Here is an 18,881-nt window from a genome sequence, read left to right on the forward strand (position 1 = left end):
TCGCCTGTTCGACCTACTGAATCGTTAAATCCCTTACCAATATTTTGCCGCCTCCCTGCAATGAGATCTGCACGAGATCGCCTGCCTGACGATTGGGGGGCAAGTTGACCGAGATTTTGGCGAGTTCTCCTTCTTCCGTCATCGCGCCGTCAAACAACGACTCTTGTCCGCAGCGAACCGAAACATGGACCGCACCGCTCCCCTTGCTGCGTTCGGCCGCTAGAAATACGAGCTTCCCGTCTCCCGCCGGATGGATCAACGTTGTTTCATTCGATGGATGCAGGCTGAGCTGAAATTCCAGCTTGCCATCTTGCTCGACGATCGTCGCACCGCTGCTGGTTTCAAGCGTCACGATCCGCCAGTCAGGAAAACGCCCAGCCCAAGCGGCGGCGAAAGTGGGGTAGAGCGGTTTGGCCGCTGCGAGCGGTTGATACGCGCCGAGCGCGAGCGGCGCATCTCCTGGCTCCAAACGATGTAGCCGAATATCGAGATCACGTACCTCTGGTCGAAAGCTAACGTACGCGCCTTGCGGATGGATCAGCAACTTGCCGAGTTGTGGATCTTTGGCCGACAATTTCGCCAATGGAACGCCAGAAAGCAACTCGCCGGTCTCCAGCGAGAGCCAACGAATCCAAGGAATAATTTCCTTATCGCCGCTGCGTCGTCCGCTACTCGCGATTTCGACGAGATACGATCCGGCAGTGGCCGCCGAGTAAACTTGCCAATCGTCATTGTGGCGCCAGACGACGCTGCCATCGTCGCTAGAAAGCGCCACGGCGCCGTGACGCTCTAAATAGATCAGCTTTCCCTCGGCAAGACCAACGCACCGTTCCAACTCGGGGGCGAACTCAGACCAGAGAAGACGACCGGTATCGATATCGATACAATCCATCGACAAGGCGCCTGGCTGTCGTACGATCACGCGATTGTCAATCACGATCGGCGCCATCTCTTGCTGACGGACAAGATCGACGCGTGCGGAAGCCGGCACGGACGTTTGCTTGCGAACCCAACGAACTCCGCCCGATAAGTCGCAAGCGAGGACAGCCCCTCCTAAATCGGCGACGATCAAGTCGCCTGCCACGACTGCGGCGCACAGTCGACGTTCGCCCCACGACTGCCGCAAGCGAACCAGCGGATGCTTGCGCAGCGTCTCGCCTGTTTCGGCATCGATGCGGGCCAGTTGCACTTGCCACAAATTTTGCGAGTCTTCTTCGCCGACAATTGCAAACAGTTCTCCCTGGATCCAGAGCGGATCGGAGAGTACCGGCGATTCTCCTTCGGCGCGCCAGATCAGCTTTCCATCATCGCGGCGATAGCAATAAAGCTCGGGCCGGTTGGAATGCAGCAAGCGAACAAAGACGCGATCGCCGACGACCACGGGGCGCATCTCGGTCAACTCCCAATGGTCGTGAGCGCGAGCGCGATGACTGTCGATGCGCGGCGTCTTCCAGACAATTTCGCCCGAGTCAGGATTCAACTGCAGCAATTGAAAACGATTGTTCAGATAGATGCGATCGTCGGTCAAGGTCGCGGCCAACGTTTCGGCCGCCCAGTCGACATCATTGGTTCCATAGAGATTATCGCGATCATTCGATCCTTCGCCGTAGTCCAACTGCAAACGGACGGCGTCCTGAATTTTTGGGTTGGTCGGCGCAAAATCGAGCCTCTTTTGATCGATCGTCGATTCGCGAGCGGCGCTCCAGTTGGCGGTTCCCGAAGAGCGGCGTTGTTCGCCGAACTGCTTGATCGCTGACGGAGAAAAAGACTCGCCGCCAATCGCGACCGCGGTCGTCAGTTCGGCGGCGTCGGGCGCACCAATCATCGCGGTCGCCAGGGCCAAGCGAGCGTTCAACATCTCTTTGTCAATCGTCGATCGATCGCCGCCGGCCTGTCGATAATGCGCGATCGCTCTAGCGACTTGGCCCACGGCAAGCGCTTGATCTCCCAGCCACAAATGGGCTTCGGCCGCCGCTTGCGTACCATAAAACTGCAGCGTCACTAGTTCAACCGCGTCCACGTCGCCCGAGTGGATTTCGGAACTGGCGCGAAGGCGTGCGACATCCGAGAAATTGCGATTCATCTCGTCCCGCAATTCTGGATTGCGACGCATCGCCATGGTGATCGCAGCCGGAAGCGAGAAATAGAGATCGGGATCTTCACGATCAGGCGCCAATCCGCTGGCGCCATGCAGATTGACGCTGTTGATAATTCGACAAGCGTCGGCAAATGCATTGCTATCGACCGCTGCCGACAAATCGGCGCTGACGTTATACGCGTCTTTGCTTAGCTCTTCTAGCAAAGGAGATCGATAGCGAGCGTCGATCGAAGGCCAATTCCCTTCGACGCGGATATTCGCTTCGCGCGTCGCCGCCGTATATACCCAAGTTGGCAATTGAAAATCGCGCCGCACTCGGTAGTCGTCTTGGCCAGCATACACGCGTTGTTGCAAGCAAAGATGGATCGCGCCGCTCCAATCGCGCTGGGCCAGCTTTCGCAGCATCGCCTGTTGGATCACCTGTTCATCGACGAGATTCACGCGATCGCGCATCTCAATTGGCAGCGCCAACATCGTACTTCGCAGGTCGTCGACTTCAAAAACCTGACCGTTCGAATATTGCCGGCCCACCAAATTCGCCGCGTACGCTTTGAAAAGTTCAAAGAACTCTTTTTCGTTTTGGCCAGCTGGCCAAGTTCTAACCAAATAGGCGAATTTACGCAGGCGGTCGAGCGACACTTCGAGCGAGGCTGGATCGTCCAGCGAATCGGCGAGTTGTTTGAAAACATTCGGATTGTCGGTACCGGCGACGATCGCCTGTTCCGCAGCCGCCGCCATCCACGCATCAAGCGGCGCATCGGCCGGTCGCGCTGCGATCGTCTGCGTGATCCAATCGATGGAATGTTTCACTTCGGTCGGAGCCAACGCCAGCTTGTCAGTGGGGATATCACCGGGAAGCAAGTTGATCTGGCGGACAATCACTTTTCGTAGACGAATTTTACGCGGCTTTGATCCCGCTTTGATCGAGATCCCCAACTGCGTCTGCTGACGTTTGACGCCGCCTGAGGTTGAGGGATTGAGCGCCCAGTTGCGGCCATCGACGCTGGTCCAAAAGCGCGACTGGCCGTCGATCGCCGCAATGCGAATCCAGCAGGGACTCGCGACATCGCTGATCGGCAGCTCTTGCGGTTTGCGTTGATCTTTTCGGCCATCGTCTCCCCACCAAGAGAGAAACGGAAAGACCTCGTTGGTCGCATTATTGTGGCCGAACGCGACGGCGACGCCTGGATCGTAGCGAGGCGAATCTTCATCCGGGTTGGCGCGAAACGCCAACAGCGCCGAACCGCCGACTTCAAAATCTTCCAGCAGAAAGTCGACGACGCGAATACCGTCTCCGGGGATCGGCGCTGTGATATATCCATCCCCCTTCTCGGCGATCAATTCGATCGCCCCGTCGCCTAGCTTGCGAATCGTAATCCCTTCTTCCGGCAGACGCTTGGTCCAGGGAAGATCAGCAGGACGATCGATCTCGGCGATGATCGGCAGTTCGAGTCGGCTCGTTCGAGGCAGTTCGCTAAGACGCTGAAAATCGAGCCCACGCATCCCGGCCTTGCCTTCGAACAAGACTTCGGTCGGCGGACCGGGTAAAGGGGCTCGCAGCAATTCGATTTCGCCGCGATAGAGGACCATTTCGTGCTGCTGGTCGTCGTAGTAATACCACGTGATCGGCGCTTCGTGCAGATCGGAGCGGCGATCAGCAAAACCATCATTAACGGCCAACGTGCGACGGCTGGCGTTTTCTTCACCCGGTTTGCGGGAAACGAGGTAAGCGCACCACGGGTCATAGTCACGATTGTGGTGAACCAGCGAAATCCCTTGGTCTCCGTGCAAAAAGTGAAGCGCGAACTGCTCCCCATCCCAGACCGATAATCGCAGCGCCGCGTCATTGGTCCAGGGCGCATTCAGCCGAAACGCGCCGCTCATGCTGGTTCGCATCGTGTTGTGATGCTTGTAGGTCTCGAAACGTCCTCCCGGCTTTTTTAGCGGCGTAAACCATTGCTTGAGAGAATCTTCGGTCGGCGCATCGCGCGCCGGGTCAAAATCGTGATACCAAGCGTCGGCGAAGCGAACTGCCGGACGAGCCAGCGACGCGTCCCACGGCCCTGCTTTCTTGGTCTTCTGTTTGTCGTCTGCAACGGCGTCGCCGCCTGCATCACTATGATCAGAAGACATCGCCGGCGCCAAATCGGTTGCGTCCTCCCTGACAACCTTCGCTGGGTCGGTCCTCAACTCTGTTTTGAGCGGTCGCTTGTCGGCGGGATCCACCAACACCGGGTCAGCGATCGCGTCGGCGATCTCGGTCTTAGATTGCGTGTAGTAAAGGGCGCCGGCTACGGCGGCAAGTACGATCAGCGCCAATCCGCCCCAAATTGCCGTAATGGTGCGCCGTCGGCGTTGGGCTCGATCAAATTTGGCCAAGAGCGTTTCGGCGGAGAACCCGAGTCGCCCCAGAGCATCGGTCAGATAATGCTCCATCTGCAGCTGATCAATCAATACCCGGCGCAGTTCGGCCGATTCGGCGATGCGCTGGCGCAGTAATTCGATCTCTTCGAGCTTCAATTCAGCCGGAGTATGGGACTGAACCAGCTCGATTAATTCTTCGTTAGTCATCGGCGCTTGCGTGGATCTTTCGCGTAATGCAATTCTTCAGCGCCTGTCGAGCGCGAAAGACGAGGAGCTTAACGGCGCCTTCGCTACGTCGCAGCTTGGCGCCGATCGCCGACATTTTCATCTGGGCGTAATAATGCATGTCGAGCGCATCGCGAGCGCTTTTGCCCAGCGAATCCAAGCATTGTTTCAGGAAGCTTTGCACCGCCGCATAGTCGTCATGGTTGTTGTCGGCCAGCGCGTCGATCTCAAGACAAAGCTCGGTCCAGGCAACTTCTTTGCGGCGATTCACTTTGCGAACATGTTCGCGCAGCACGTTGCGAGCGACCCCCAAAAGCCATGGCCGAACCGGCACGTTTTCTGGAAAGCGAACCTTGCCGACAAAGCACCGCAAAAAGACCTCTTGGCACAGGTCTTCTGCGTCCGACGGTTCAAGCATGCGCGATCGCAAATAGCCAAACACAAACCCTTGCTGCCGAGAGACGAATGCCGTGAACGCTTCACGATCTTTCCCTTGGATCGCGTCCACCAACAACGCATCGTCATCGGCGGCGACCAAGCTTTGCCGATCGTCGCATGTCGCATGACCTACCGAGGCGCGCAAGTCAAACGGCAATGTCGCCGCGTCAGGCAAGTAGGTTGTCGGCTGGCCGGAAGGCATGGCGATGCTGGCGGGCGGAAGGAACAGGAAGGATGGCGTTGGCTGGTTCCATGTTATCGCAGAACCGGAAGATTATGCAAACAATCCGTCAGTTGAAGTACACCCGCGCATAAAAAAAGGGGAGAGTCGCTAAACGACTCTCCCCAAATCTTCTCTTCGATCGGACGTTAAACCTTACAGGCTGTAACCTTCGCGATAGGTCGGCTTGATGATCTCGGCAACTTCCGGAGCATTTTTGGCGACCATGTTTTTGGCGTCCCAATCAATTTTCTTGCCCGCCCAAACCGACAGGTTACCGAGCAGGATCGTCTCGGTCAGCGGACCGGCGTAGTTGGGGAAGTTCGACATCGGTTCCGGACCACCCTTGATGGCGTCGGCGAATTCTTTGAAGTGACCCGGCGAACGCGGAATCGTTTTTTCCGGCCCCTCGTAATCCTTGTACTGAGCTTCCGGCAGCAATTGGAAGATGGCGCCATAATCGTTGGACGAATAGATACGCCCTTTGTCGCCGATCAGCAAGCAACCGCTGTTGGCGACTTTGCCCTCGCCATCGCGCGGCACGCCGTCCAACAGTTCATTGTCAGGCATCTTACCGCCGTCGTACCAGAACAACTGGCAAGCCGGACGACCGTTCAGTTCCGGGAACTCGAAGGTGATCGTCGACCATTTTGGGTAGGTGATGCCGTTGTGGCCCGAGGTGACCGCTTCGACCGAAGTGGGATCACGCAGCTTCAAAGCCATGTACGGCATGTTGACCGTATGGCAAGCCATGTCGCCCAAGGCGCCGGTGCCGAATTCCCAGAAACCGCGCCATTTGAATGGGTGGATGTCGGGACGATAGTCGATCGCTTTGGCCGGACCAATGAAGTTGTCCCAGTGGATATTCTCTGGTGTCGGCTCTACTTCAGCGTAACCTTGACCTTGCGGCCAAATCGGGCGATTGGTCCAAACGTGGACCGCCTGCACGTTGCCGATCGCGCCCGACTGAATGACCTCGGCGGCGCGACGCAGGCCGGAGTGCGAAGTTCCCTGATTACCCATTTGGGTCATCACTTTGTTTTCGCGAGCGATTTCGCCCAAACGACGCGCTTCGTAGATGCTGTGGGTCAGCGGCTTTTGCGTAAAGCAGTGCTTGCCCGCTTTCATTGCGGTAGCCGAGACGACTGCATGGCAATGATCAGGCGTGCTGACCGTCACCGCGTCAATCTCTTTGTCCATCTCGTCGAGCATCTTGCGATAGTCGTTGTACTTCTTGGCGCCTTCGAAATCAGCGGCGGCTTTGTTCAGGTTGTTGTCGTCAATATCGCAGATCGCGACGATGTTGCCGGCACGGCTCGCATCGCGTGAATCGCTCGAACCTTTGCCCTGCACGCCGATGCAAGCGAAGTTGATTTGTTCATTCGGCGATTTCGATTCCGCCGCTTGCATATTGGACGCCCAAAAGCCGACGCCCGCAGCCGCCGAAACTTTCAGAAAATCACGACGGTTATTATTCATTGTCATCGAGGGTAACTCCTAATCCGGTGATCAACATCAACCACAAACGACAAGGTAGGTCGCTCACGCTTGGCGAAATCGATGTGGCGTTGAGAGAGGGCGGGCGGTTTGTGCTTGAACGGAAATACATTCAATCGTACTGACCGTTGGTGGGCACAATTTACCACCGTATTGCTCTACGATACCGGGTCACTGCACATTCTGCAATTAAGAGAGACCGTGAAACGGGCAAAATCCCTTAACTAATTGTCAGAATTAGGCAGTTTTGTGCAGACCCTCCGATCGATATAGGGGGCGCAACCATTCTCAATTTGTCAATTATTTCCCGATACAGAATCGGCTAAAAATCACGTCCAAGATATCATCGGTCGCGATCGCTCCGACGACTCGCCCCAGCTCGGACAGCGCCATTCGGATCTCGACGGCGATCAATTCTTCCCCTAAACCGTACTGAGCAGCACTTAGCGCCGCCGCAAGTGAATCTGCCGCTTGTTCCAAACTTGCTCGACACCGACTAGCGGTCGCATCATCCGCCGCTGGCAGTGCGGCCAGCATTTCCGCGATCGCCTCCCGCAGTTGGGTGATTCCTACGCCGTTCGCAACGCTGGTCGTGATTCCCGCGGTTACGGTCGGAGTCGTCAAGTCGCATTTGGTCAGCACAAGCAACCGGCGATCTTCCGGCGATTCGTTCCACAGTCGCCATTCGACGTCGGTCGCTGCACGACTTGCATCGAAGCAGACGATCCGCAGATCAGCGCGGCTCACTTGGTCGCCGCCAAGTCGTTGCGCCGACTGCTGCGGCCCTGCTTGAACTTCCTCTAGTCCTGCCGTATCGATCAGCGCGACTTGTTCGCCGCCGATGACGATCGTCTTTTGCAGCGTGTCGCGTGTGGTTCCAGCAACATCGGCCACGATCGCCGTCGACTCGCCGGCAATCGCGTTAAACAGGCTGCTTTTCCCGACATTCGGCGCGCCGCAGAAAACGACCTTGATCGTTTTTTCACCGGCGTCGCGACCCGAGAGCTGCGCCAACGATTGTTCGACGCAGAGTTGAGCCTCTTGAAGCTGAGCACAGAGCGCTGCGGAAGAGATGAACTCAATGTCTTCTTCGACAAAGTCGAGACCTGCCTCCAAATGGGCTAATAGCTCCAGCAGTTGTCGTCGCGCTTCAGCCAGCGGAGAAGAAAGTCCGCCGGCAAGCTGCGTCAGCGATTGCTTCAAGCGCGCATCCCCTTCGGCGTCGATCACGCCGAGCACTGCTTCGGCTTGGGTCAGATCGAGCCGCCCAGCGAGAAATGCCCGCAGCGTAAACTCGCCCGGTTCAGCCATGCGAGCGCCATGCCGACATGCCGCGGCGACCAGCTCTTCTAAGAGCGGAGGAGAACCGATCGTATGAATTTCGATCGAAGGTTGCCGCGTGTAACTGCGATCGTCCGGCCAATAATAAAGATCGCACGCCAGCTGACGATCAACGACTTTGGCTGTCGCTGCGGCCATTGCGGACCGACGACCGAACGTCGCCGGCGTCTCGCGCAGCTCAAGCCATGGCTCGACACAGCGATAGGCGGCGGGTCCGCTGATGCGAACGACCCCGCGCAGCGCCCCGTTGGCTCCGCTGCCGATCGCCACGATGGTGTCTTCCAATGCGGCCGACATGCCAGATCCGTCGCCTTCCCGCTTCGCTTATTTCTTGCCTGACGGTCGTTTCTTCGGCTTTTTCGCAGTGACCGTATCAGACGGCGGCGGCAGATCCACTAACTTCGGCTTGGGGATCATTTTGCGTTCCAAGATGCCCCAGACGCTTTGCGTGATGAAGTAGATGCAAAGACCAGACGGCACGCGGAAGAACATGAAGCCGATGAAGACCATCATGTAGGTCATCATCTGCTGCTGCATCTTCTGTTGCTCATCCACTGCCGGCGGCATGAACATCTTTTGCTGAATCAGAAAGAGCGCGATCGTGAACAGCGGCAGAATATTCAGATAAGGGCCCAGGAACAAAAAGCTGGCCGGAAAACTGGCCGAAGGATGAATCGTCATAAAGTCAGGCAGTACGCCGACCCAATACCAGGCCTGGTCAGGCGCCGAGAGATTCGAGCACCACTCAATGCCCGGAATAAACGGAGCTTGGCGCAATTGGATATCAACCGCCAACGCGCGATAGAGCCCCAGGAAGATCGGCAACTGCAGAAACATGACGCCGCAACCGCCGAGCGGATTGAAGTTGTACTTCGTGAACAGCTCTTGCTGCGCCTGACGCTGCTTGATCGGGTCTTCTTTGTACATCTCGCTGATCTTCTTCATCTCCGGCGCGAGTTGCTGTTGGATCAGCATGTTGCGCGCCTGCTTACGGCTCAGCGGGAACAAGCACCCGCGCACCATCAGCGTCAGGAAGATGATCCCCAAACCATAGGGGATGTACAGGTAGTCATGCATGAAGTGCAGCACGGCCAACAGCGCCGTCGACACGTAATGGAACCAACCGTAATACTCAAGATTTTGCAGGCCGTAGTGGGCCAGCAACTCTTCTTTCTTCGGTCCCGAGAAAATGGTGCACGACAGTTCAAACGGATTGTCACCGGGCTCGATCGTCTCGGTCGCTCCATCCAAGCGATAGGTGCAATCGGTTCGTTGCTTTTGTTCTTCATCGACGACGGCGGCGACAATCGCCGCTCCGCGTGACAAAGGGGGGCCCTTGTCAGGCTCGGCAAAGACCATCGCCGACGAGAAATAAACAGCGTCGACGCCGACAAACTTGGGTTTAATCTGATCGTCGACTTTGAACATCGAGATCTGGCGATCACTCTCTAGGTCTTGCGCTTTGGCGATAATCTTGGAGACGGTGAACATGTCGTAATCGCCTTTGGACGATTCCCAGACCACGTCACGCAAACCGGCCCCGCCCCAGCCGCGGGCGATTTTGTTGCTGTACCACCAGCCTTCGGTCGGCAGCCCCGTGGCGCCGAACTGACGAAACGCCGCGTCGACCGATTCCGTTCCATCATTGAAAACCTGCAGCGTGTACTTCAATCCGTACGGCTGATAATTGGGATCGGCGTTGGCCTCGACCGGCTTCTTCGGCAGTTGAAACGTTTTAACCAAACGCAGTTTGGCGAAGCGAACTCCCTGCGGCAGATCCTTCGGCGTCACCAAGGTTTCAAACTGTACGATCGTCGGATCTTCGTTTTCGACCAATCGCCAGTTCTTCGTAACCAGCGGCAAGTCGTTGATCTGTTTGCCTTCGGCCGGAATCATCGAGCCGTTGATCCGCGCCAGCGAAGTCAGGTAGGCGGAAGGATGTTCGACGGTGCGCGGCATGCCGGTGATCTCGTCAATCACTTCCGACACTTCCGGCTTGATCACTTCCAACGGAAGATCAGTCAACGTCGCCGAGTAGGTCAACAATTGAACCGCATCGGCGCCCTTCCGTTCGACGACCAGTTCGATCGCGTCGCCCGGCTTGGTCAGTTTCAGCGCGTCGACGTAGGACTGCACGTCGACCACTTCTTCGCCGGCAAGCGATTTAATGATGTCGCCAACCTGCAGACCGACGCCCGATTTCGCATCTTTGGGAGTCGCCAGTGCGGCCGGCGTTCCAGGGCCGACGACGCGAATCTCGCATCCGGCGACCGCGTCATACGGCATCAGCCATCCGAAATAACCGCCGAGATGGCGATCTTCGAGACTCTTGTATTTATCGGCCGGCAGTTCGATGCGAGCGACCGAGCCGCCGCGCGTGTCAAATGTGACCAGCATGTCGGCGTCGGAGGAAGCAACCGAGCCGAGCGTCACAAACTTGCGCGGCTGCTGCTCTTCTTGGACCGCCTCGTCCGCATTTTCGGCCTCTTCCGCCGGTTTGATTTCGGGATCGGGCTTGTCATCACCGGCGCCATCGCCCGCTTTGGGCTGATCCTTGTTTTCGGCAACTTCCGCTTGCTCTGCGCCTGGGTTCTCTGGCTGAGCGTCTTGATTACGACGACCGAGCATCTGGAACGTCATGAGCATCGCGACAGCGATCAGAGAAAACGCGATTACACGACGTTCCACAACTTCAAACCTTGCTGGACGAAATAATTAGGCGCCGCCCCTGAACAGGGCGCCGCGATCAAAGCCTATTTGGATGTATTCTCATGGGATGGGCGAATCTTGCAACCACATCGCGCAAAACAAGACAAAACCATTACGTCTATTTCGCCTCAAAGCGCCGTGTGGAGACAGTTAAGCCGCTGCTAGCGAGAATGGCGCGATTATCGCGGATTTAACGCCCGTCTGACAGACGGTCCGCTTGGGTGTTATCGAGACTGTCAATTGCCCGAATCTTGGCGGCCGTCGCCGCAATATCGTAAGAAACGCGGCGAAATTCGACTTCTTCGTCGTGAACCACTACGTAACTGCTGCGAGAATCGCCGTCTCGCGGCTGCCCCACACTGCCGACATTCACCATCAGCTTGCGCTGACCCATCTGATACCGATTATTCTCGAGATCCGCCGACGGGATAAACGAGAAATCGTCAGCAAATACCCCCGGCACGTGCGTATGCCCCTGCAGACAATACTTGGGAATGATCGAAAAAATCCGTTCCAGCTTGCGACTGTTGTAGATGTCTTCAGGAAAAACGTACTCGTTCAGCGGATTTCGGGCCGAACCGTGTACGTACATCCAGTCCCCCTCGATCCGAGTTCGCGGCAATTCGCACAGAAATTTCCACCGTTTGGCGACTTCCGGGTCGGTATCACCGCCGTTTTCCAGTTGCTCGCGCGTCCAAAAGATCGCACGTTCGGCCCCTTGGCTGAACCCTTCGGGATCAAACAGAGCGGCCTGATCGTGATTCCCCAGAATACAAAAATCGAATCGCCGCGCGGCGTCGACGCATTCGCGAGGATTGGGACCATAGCCGACGATGTCTCCCAGACAGTAGATCTCGGAGATCCCGATCGAAGCGATGTCGGCAAGGACCGCGGTTAGCGCTTCGAGATTGCCGTGGATGTCGCTGACGATCGCGCGTTTCATCGAAGTCGTCTCTGAAGGGCTAGCGGCAATGGGTGCGGCAGAATCCTATCTGCCGTCTTTCAAACGGTCGCCCAACATATTGTCGAGGTCCGGTATGTCGTAGATCTTTTTGGCGGTGGCGCTGACATCGTATTCGACGCGGCGGTACATCACCGACTCTTCCGTCAGGATCACATAGCACGAACGAGGATCGCCGTCTCGCGGTTGTCCGACGCTGCCGACATTAAACATCGCCCGCTCGTCTCCCAAGCGATAGACGTTATCGCATTCATCCGGCCCGAAGAACTCGAGACTCGGCGTGAAGATGCCTGGGATGTGCGTGTGCCCTTGGAAACAAAATCGATCGAGTCGATCGAACAGGTTTTCCATCTTCCGTTGATTGTAGACGTCTTCTGGAAAAACGTATTCATTCGTGGGGTCACGCGGCGATCCATGCACAAACAAGCGATTCGGCTCCATGTGCGTTCGCGGCAGTTCGCCGAGAAAGTCCCACCGTTCGTTGACGACATTAGGACCGCCGGTAGAGTTATCAATTTGGTCTCGCGTCCACAAAATGGCGCGAAATGCGACCGGATTGAAGCCATCGGGATCAAACAGGGCCGCTTGATCGTGATTGCCCAATAGGCACATCGTGCATTTGCGACGGACAAGATCCAGACATTCGACTGGATTCGGACCATAGCCGATAACATCCCCCAGGCAGTAGATCTCGGTGATACCCTGCTGTCGGATGTCGTCTAGAACCGCGGTCAGCGCTTCTAGATTGCCATGGATGTCGCTAATCAGCGCTCGTTTCAAGCCTGACTACCTTTCGTTTACCGAGGGAGGGTATTTCGGGACTGTATTCGGTGCGTCTCCCCTACCGGAGCGATGCATCAATGGTAGCCTATAAAGCGATGCGATTGCAGGCCTAGCCCCGAAGTTTAGGTAGGATAAAGACCTAGGTCAAGCATGACCCACACTGTCGTCGTCGTCCAGTTTCCTATGTCTAGAAATCTTACATCGCCATGAAGCTGTTGGCACTTGAGACTTCGCTCCGTCAATCTTCCTTTGCCTTGCTGGAGGGGGATCAACTGTTGCGACAGGTAGAACTTGATCCGGCGCTGCGCACCGCCGCCGCATTAACCCCTGCCCTGGAAGAGGCTTTTCGCAACGTTGATTGGAGCCCTGGCCAGATCGAGCTGATCGCCGTCTCCCACGGCCCCGGTTCTTTCACCGGGCTGCGAATCGGTGTCGCAACCGCCAAAGCGCTGGCTTACGTCGCCCAGGCCGAAGTCCTGGGAATCGACACGTTGCGCGTCATCGCCGCCCAGTCGCCGGCCGACGTTCATACCGTCCAAACCATCATCGACGCCCAGCGACAAGAGGTCTTCGCGGCGAAATACCAGCGGCAAGAAAGCATTTGGAACGGCGACGATTTGCCCGAAATTGTCGAAATCGACGCCTGGATCGCTTCGCTGCAACCAGGTGATTGCGTCAGCGGAACAGCACTGGCCAAACTGCGCGAAGAAATTCCCAGCGGCGTTGAAGTTTTGCCAGAGAGATGTTGGCGACCGATGGCTGCAACCGTCGGACAGTTAGCCTGGACTGACTATCAGTCAGGCGCTCGCGGGGACCATTGGAATTTGGCGCCGCAATACTATCGCAAGAGCGCCGCCGAAGAAAAACTGGACGGCTAGTACCTAATCAGGCGCCACGACCGCATCCAATTCAGCGACGCGGCGGCGCAGCGCCTCCATCACAATCGGCGCTACTTCGACGCCGCAACTGTTGATCTCGCCATATTGGCGATCATCGCGGCCATAGGCGTACGGCGACTGAGAATCCCATTGGCGTTTGGGAATGATGTAACCAATCTCATCGTTCGCCAAGCCAAACAGCATCCACTTTTTGTCGGCCAGGATCGATGCGACGGTCGGTTCGAGTTCAGCGTCTGGATAGTCGGCGTTTGGTTCGGCGGGCTTCTGAAATTCGCCGTAAACAAGTTCGGGGTAAAGTTCGCCTGGGATGCAGGCAATTCGCAGTTCCCCCAGCGCGACCACCGAAACTTCCGATTTGAGCCCGGCGTCCTCAGGCCGAAACTCACGGGACACCTGCTTGCCGAAGGTCTCAAAATCGCCGGTCAACGCAAATCCCGGCCGCCGGACGACGTTTAACTTGCGAGCCAATTTGTAGAGCGGATTCTCCACCGCAATCGCGATCGGCTTGGCTGAGACGGCAAACGGAGTCGCCGTAATCGGCGCCGCCGTATCAATCGCCGCTGCGGCCAAATGCGCCACGGCGCGCCCATACGCTTCGCAGTAGGCGAAATCCCCTTCTTTCAGTTCGTTCCCTTGTTTGTCATGAAACTGACCACGCGACGGAGCCAGCAACCCGCCCACCGCTCCAGAGATATAAACCACAGGGCAGTCATACTTCTTTTTCAACTCCGAGACGGTCGTCGCCGGAAAGTCGCCGGTCAGCAAGGTATTTCGAGAGCCCATCGCTTCGGGATGCGAGTTCCACTGGACCAACAGTCCAACATCGGCGCCGCTGTCGACCGCTTGAAAGCGGAGAACTCGCAATGTCGGATCATAGACCTCTGGCAAGCGGCTATCCCGCAGCAACGACGTATCATCGACCGTTCCAAATTTCGCCGTGACCGGCTTCAACTGTTTTTCGAGCGACGCGACCAGTTCCGAGACACGATCAACGACCAACGATACATAGCTGTCATCGACGCCGCGCGACAAGGGATTAGGCCCCCAAATGCCGATCACATCGGGACCTTCGTGACTGTGCGTACTGGCGACGATCGTAAAGTCGACATCGGGCAGGTTATCCCGAATTCGCTGCACATCCGGAAAAGCCAAGCCAATCAGATCAACACCGACAATTGCGATCCGCTTGTGTCCGTCATCCAACAACAGGGCTCGGCCCATGATCGGATCATGAACGCCGGATGCGCGGCGATTGTAGCCATATCCGGCCAAGAAGACCGGTCGCTCCGCTTTTAATTCCGGGGTCAGATCGACTTCGCCAAATGCGACGCTCAGGGAATCTGCGAAGGAGGTTCCCGGAAAAACCGTGATCAAGGCAAGGATGATCCATCCCAACTGCTTCGACATCTCGATACCCTTTGATTTTTTTGCTCCGGCTACCCATCTGATCGTGCGCTTCGCTCGGCGTCGATTCAATGGCGCTGCGGAGAAAATCTACCTTACTTGTCCGAATAGACGCCCGTTTCTCGATCTGGTATTCTCCGAACATGGAAAGTTTTCAACGCCCACTCGCCGATCCCTTCGTTACCGAAGCCGAATTGGTACAGGGCTTACAGTCGGGTGATCCGGCCGCCTTCGAGCGTTTGGTGCGAGACTACAGCGGGCGAATGCTCGCGGTGGCTCGCCGCTTTTTGACCCAAGAGCAAGATGCCCAAGACGCGTTGCAAGATGCGTTCCTGTCAGCATTTCGGTCAATTAGTCGGTTCGAGGGAAACTCGCAGTTGTCGACTTGGCTCCACCGGATTGTGGTGAACGCGGCGCTGATGAAATTGCGGACGCGGCGACGGAAACCGGAAAAGCCGATTGATGATTTGTTGCCGCAATTCTCGGGCAACGGCCATCGCGACGGTCATGAGCCGGCATGGGCCGTTACAATCGATACCGCGGTCAATGACCGAGAAATCCGGGAATTAGTTCGCACAAAGATTGCCGAATTGCCAGAATCCTACCGTACCGTTTTGCTGTTACGCGACATCGAACAGATGAGCACCGAAGAAACGGCGGAAGTTTTGGAACTGACGCCCGGCGCTGTAAAAACTCGCTTACATCGTGCACGCCAGGCGCTCAAAACCTTGCTAGATCCTCACATGCAAGGTGCATAACTATGAACCACGCAAAACTATCCTGCAAAGAGATCTACGAGTATCTCGCCGAATTCCTCGACCATGCCTTGCCGTCCAACCAGCAAGACGTGATGGAGACGCATCTTGAGCATTGTCCTTGCTGCAAGCACTATCTGGACAACTATCGCGAGACGTTGATCCTGGGCAAAGCGGCTTGCTGCAACAAGATGAACCCGCCCCCGCCGGCCCCCGACGCGCTGATCAACGCGATCCTGGCGGCCCGCCAAAAGGGATTGGAAGACGGGTCGGACGAAAGCTCGCCGAGCGAATAAGACGCCAATCTTTTCTCTGCTCACGAACGACAAGTCTGCATGTCGAATTCATCATTCCCTTGGACACTTTCGCCAGAACTAAGCATCGAATTCCGCTACGCCAACGAGGCGACGCACCACGGCAGTCGAATCGGCGGAGCTCCGCCCAAGTTGGCGATTCCCCAGTTCGAATCGCCTTATCAGAAATTCTTCGCGACGCTTGAATTTGACACCGGCTTCGCTGTTTCGATTTTCTACTCCTTCGAGATCTTTGGTGAGTCGGAGGACCGCGATGTCCTCAAATTTCACTCTGACGCTCTCGAACCTTCTGCGTTGATCCATGCCGTCGTCCATGAAATCTCACCCGCAGACAAATTGTCTCCGATTCCTTCCGAGGTCACGTGTCATCGGTTGCAGATCGGCGAGCCTGCCGCAGATCTCTTTCAACGCGAATTTGAACCGGACGAACATTTCCACTCTCAGCTTTCATACGCCATGGCTCGCCATCCCATTCCGATTCCGGAAAGCAAAGTTGGCGGCGGCCCCTACACCGAAAATCGCCCGCTGGCTGCCGAATCATTCGCCGCTTTGGACAGCCGCGGATATCGGCAAATGGCGCAATTTGCATCTCCCGATGGCGACGAAATAAGGTTCGTCGAAGGGTTTCCCTGGGATCCGGGCATGCTGCACTTGTTTGTTAAAGGCGATGCCCCATCTTCATTGGAATTTGCATTCGTCGTCCAATATTGACCGACTATCTCTCTTCGTCGACGAAAAGCGTGAACATCACTACGTGATCAACTAGAATCATTCAAGTTGATTCCCCGCTCTATCTCACGCCCCGAGATCGCCTCATGATTCGCCTCGCCTTCTGCGCCGTTGGCGCGCTGCTGCTTTCCATCTCATTCGCCAAGGCCGAAAAACCCAATATTCTGTTCATCGCGATCGATGATCAAAACGATTGGATCGGCTGTCTCGGCGGGCATCCTCAAATTCAAACGCCGCACATTGACGGGCTCGCCGCGCGGGGAACATTGTTCGCCAACGCCCACTGTCAGGCGCCCCTTTGCAACTCATCGCGCACCAGTTTGCTAACCGGTCTGCGCCCTAGTACGACCGGCATCCACGGCTTGGCGCCCTGGTTTCGGGATGTCGATTCACTGAGCGAGTTGGTGACGTTGCCGCAGTACCTGCGGCAGAACGGCTATACGACTTACTCAACCGGCAAAATCTTTCACGGCGGTTATGGACGTCGTCCGAAGAAAGATGACGAGTTCGATCATCTCGGCCCGGCCGCTTCGGTCGGCGCGCGGCCGCAACAAAAACTAGTCGAAACGCCTAATCCGCACCCGCTGGTCGACTGGGGAACCTTTCCGCACAACGACGAAGACAAAGGAGATTTCAAAGTCGCCAGTTGGGCGGTCGATACGCTGCAAGCCAAACCGCAGCAGCCCTTCTTCCTGTCGGTCGGCTTCTTTCTGCCGCATGTCCCCTGTTATGCAACGCAAAAATGGTTCGATCTCTATCCCGAAGACGAAGTCCAACTGCCGCCGTTCATGCCGGAAGATCGGGACGACACGCCCCGCTTCTCTTGGTACATGCACTGGAAGCTGCCGGAACCACGGCAAAAATTTTTGATGGAGTCTGGCGAGTGGCGCAACCTCGTCCGCTCGTACATGGCCTGCACTAGTTTTGTCGACTCTCAAGTCGGCCGCGTATTGGCGGCGCTCGAAGAACAAGGGTACGCCGACAACACCATTGTCGTCGTCTGGTCCGATCATGGTTGGCACTTGGGCGAAAAAGGGATCACCGGCAAGAACTCTCTGTGGGATCGCTCGACACGCGTACCGCTGATCTTCGCCGGCCCCGGCGTCGCGATTGGCGGCAAGTGCACGCAACCGGTCGAACTGCTCGACATCTACCCCACCCTGATCGACCTCTGCGGGCTCCCCCAGAACACCAACTTGGAAGGCCTCTCGCTTACGCCGCAACTACAAAACGCCGCCACCAAACGAGATCACCCCGCGATCACCACTCACAACCAAGGGAATCACGCCATCCGCACCCAGCGCTGGCGATACATCCGCTACGCCGACGGTTCAGAAGAACTGTACGACATGCAGTCTGACCCGCAGGAAATCAACAACCTGGCTGGCAACGCGAAATTGGCCGATGTCAAAAAGGAACTGGCCGCTTGGCTGCCGAAAGTCGATCTCCCCGCAGCGCCAGGCAGCGCCCACCGCATCTTGTCTTACGATGGGGAGACGGCGGTGTGGGAAGGGGAAGTAATCAGGAAGGATGATCCGATTCCGGAGCTGTAAGGTGGGATATGCAATTTGATCTGAAGTTCTGTTTTGCGATTACGGCTGGGATCGCACTCTGCTTTGCCGTAGTGAACAGGACGAACGGCCTTGCTGCGATTCCCATGTTCCTGATGCTATTGGGCATCGTTCTTTCTGCGTATCGCCCTAAATGGGCGTCGCGCTATGCGATGGCTTGCGTGGTCTGTTTTGTAGTGCTGACCTTGATTGTTATCAGTATGCCGATGACTGGGCGCCCGCTTACATTTCGAATCATGCCGCAGCCCGGAGTCGAACCAAATTAACGTTGATTGCGCTATTCAATTATCAAGCAGCCCATCAATCCATCCCGCCATGTTGCGTTATTGGCGCAGACGGACGCCCTATGCACAGTTGGCGAACTCTGTTAGTTCCGACTTTGGCGAGCGAGATTGATTCGCGACTCAGCGAATACCATTTCGACGAACCGTGGGACAGTCCCCACAATCGAAAATTACACGACTGTAAATCTCCCTTTCATCTCGACAATGATCCAGGCGAGCCGATCAAGTGACGAAGTCCGTTATTCATGTCCGGAAGTTTGATCCTTGGGCAGCAACTGAGGTATATTGA

The 18,881-nt window shown here is 56.6% G+C and carries 14 protein-coding genes; 6 read left to right on the forward strand and 8 right to left on the reverse strand.

Annotation, left to right across the window (positions count from 1 at the left end; translation table 11 throughout):
* Positions 1-13 precede the first annotated feature (13 nt).
* The 7 genes from M4951_RS18795 to M4951_RS18825 form a co-directional block, all read right to left on the reverse strand.
* Complete coding sequence (locus M4951_RS18795; RefSeq protein WP_262023170.1) at positions 14-4,669, reverse strand: PQQ-binding-like beta-propeller repeat protein; 4,656 nt, start codon at positions 4,667-4,669, stop codon at positions 14-16.
* Positions 4,662-5,327, reverse strand: a complete 666-nt coding sequence (locus M4951_RS18800; RefSeq protein WP_262023171.1) for an RNA polymerase sigma factor — start codon at positions 5,325-5,327, stop codon at positions 4,662-4,664. The genes M4951_RS18795 and M4951_RS18800 overlap by 8 nt, the downstream gene beginning before the upstream one ends.
* Before the next feature lie 174 nt (positions 5,328-5,501).
* A complete protein-coding gene (locus M4951_RS18805; protein ID WP_262023172.1) occupies positions 5,502-6,830 on the reverse strand; it encodes a Gfo/Idh/MocA family protein in 1,329 nt (442 codons plus the stop codon).
* Positions 6,831-7,142: 312 nt separating this feature from the next.
* Positions 7,143-8,480, reverse strand: coding sequence for a tRNA modification GTPase (locus M4951_RS18810; RefSeq protein ID WP_262023173.1), 1,338 nt, complete (start codon positions 8,478-8,480; stop codon positions 7,143-7,145).
* Between the two features lie 27 nt (positions 8,481-8,507).
* Entirely contained in the window at positions 8,508-10,871 is a 2,364-nt protein-coding gene (yidC, locus tag M4951_RS18815; RefSeq protein WP_262023174.1) for a membrane protein insertase YidC, read from the reverse strand.
* A 211-nt stretch (positions 10,872-11,082) separates the two neighbouring features.
* Positions 11,083-11,835, reverse strand: coding sequence for a metallophosphoesterase family protein (locus M4951_RS18820; protein ID WP_262023175.1), 753 nt, complete (start codon positions 11,833-11,835; stop codon positions 11,083-11,085).
* Positions 11,836-11,880: 45 nt separating this feature from the next.
* Positions 11,881-12,633, reverse strand: a complete 753-nt coding sequence (locus tag M4951_RS18825; protein WP_262023176.1) for a metallophosphoesterase family protein — start codon at positions 12,631-12,633, stop codon at positions 11,881-11,883.
* Between the two features lie 209 nt (positions 12,634-12,842).
* Between M4951_RS18825 and tsaB the strand changes: the two genes are divergently transcribed.
* A complete protein-coding gene (gene tsaB, locus M4951_RS18830; RefSeq protein ID WP_262023177.1) occupies positions 12,843-13,514 on the forward strand; it encodes a tRNA (adenosine(37)-N6)-threonylcarbamoyltransferase complex dimerization subunit type 1 TsaB in 672 nt (223 codons plus the stop codon).
* A 3-nt stretch (positions 13,515-13,517) separates the two neighbouring features.
* On the opposite strand, the gene M4951_RS18835 is transcribed toward tsaB, so the two are convergent.
* Positions 13,518-14,942, reverse strand: a complete 1,425-nt coding sequence (locus tag M4951_RS18835) for a hypothetical protein (RefSeq protein ID WP_262023178.1) — start codon at positions 14,940-14,942, stop codon at positions 13,518-13,520.
* A 140-nt stretch (positions 14,943-15,082) separates the two neighbouring features.
* Between M4951_RS18835 and M4951_RS18840 the strand changes: the two genes are divergently transcribed.
* The 5 genes from M4951_RS18840 to M4951_RS18860 all read left to right on the forward strand — a co-directional run bounded on the left by M4951_RS18840 (position 15,083) and on the right by M4951_RS18860 (position 18,574).
* The gene (locus tag M4951_RS18840) at positions 15,083-15,697 is read left to right on the forward strand and encodes a sigma-70 family RNA polymerase sigma factor (RefSeq protein ID WP_262023179.1); all 615 of its coding nucleotides are present in this window, start codon (positions 15,083-15,085) and stop codon (positions 15,695-15,697) included.
* A 2-nt stretch (positions 15,698-15,699) separates the two neighbouring features.
* Positions 15,700-15,990, forward strand: coding sequence for an anti-sigma factor family protein (locus M4951_RS18845; RefSeq protein ID WP_262023180.1), 291 nt, complete (start codon positions 15,700-15,702; stop codon positions 15,988-15,990).
* A gap of 39 nt (positions 15,991-16,029) precedes the next feature.
* Positions 16,030-16,719 carry a hypothetical protein gene (locus tag M4951_RS18850; RefSeq protein ID WP_262023181.1) on the forward strand — a complete coding sequence of 230 codons (690 nt, stop codon included), beginning with the start codon at positions 16,030-16,032 and terminating at the stop codon, positions 16,717-16,719.
* Between the two features lie 104 nt (positions 16,720-16,823).
* Complete coding sequence (locus M4951_RS18855) at positions 16,824-18,290, forward strand: sulfatase (RefSeq protein ID WP_262023182.1); 1,467 nt, start codon at positions 16,824-16,826, stop codon at positions 18,288-18,290.
* Between the two features lie 8 nt (positions 18,291-18,298).
* Entirely contained in the window at positions 18,299-18,574 is a 276-nt protein-coding gene (locus tag M4951_RS18860) for a hypothetical protein (protein WP_262023183.1), read from the forward strand.
* The last annotated feature ends 307 nt before the right edge of the window (positions 18,575-18,881 follow it).

The organism is Blastopirellula sp. J2-11 (genome assembly GCF_024584705.1).
Classification (GTDB): Bacteria; Planctomycetota; Planctomycetia; order Pirellulales; family Pirellulaceae; genus Blastopirellula.

Coding starts and splice junctions, on each gene's coding strand:
- M4951_RS18820 (WP_262023175.1), bottom strand. CDS start 11,835: ATGAAACGCGCGATCGTCAGCGACATCCACGGCAATCTCGAAGCGCTA.
- M4951_RS18810 (WP_262023173.1), bottom strand. CDS start 8,480: ATGTCGGCCGCATTGGAAGACACCATCGTGGCGATCGGCAGCGGAGCC.
- M4951_RS18805 (WP_262023172.1), bottom strand. CDS start 6,830: ATGACAATGAATAATAACCGTCGTGATTTTCTGAAAGTTTCGGCGGCT.
- M4951_RS18845 (WP_262023180.1), top strand. CDS start 15,700: ATGAACCACGCAAAACTATCCTGCAAAGAGATCTACGAGTATCTCGCC.
- tsaB (WP_262023177.1), top strand. CDS start 12,843: ATGAAGCTGTTGGCACTTGAGACTTCGCTCCGTCAATCTTCCTTTGCC.
- M4951_RS18800 (WP_262023171.1), bottom strand. CDS start 5,327: ATGCCTTCCGGCCAGCCGACAACCTACTTGCCTGACGCGGCGACATTG.
- M4951_RS18850 (WP_262023181.1), top strand. CDS start 16,030: ATGTCGAATTCATCATTCCCTTGGACACTTTCGCCAGAACTAAGCATC.
- M4951_RS18860 (WP_262023183.1), top strand. CDS start 18,299: ATGCAATTTGATCTGAAGTTCTGTTTTGCGATTACGGCTGGGATCGCA.
- M4951_RS18835 (WP_262023178.1), bottom strand. CDS start 14,942: ATGTCGAAGCAGTTGGGATGGATCATCCTTGCCTTGATCACGGTTTTT.
- M4951_RS18840 (WP_262023179.1), top strand. CDS start 15,083: ATGGAAAGTTTTCAACGCCCACTCGCCGATCCCTTCGTTACCGAAGCC.
- M4951_RS18795 (WP_262023170.1), bottom strand. CDS start 4,669: ATGACTAACGAAGAATTAATCGAGCTGGTTCAGTCCCATACTCCGGCT.
- M4951_RS18855 (WP_262023182.1), top strand. CDS start 16,824: ATGATTCGCCTCGCCTTCTGCGCCGTTGGCGCGCTGCTGCTTTCCATC.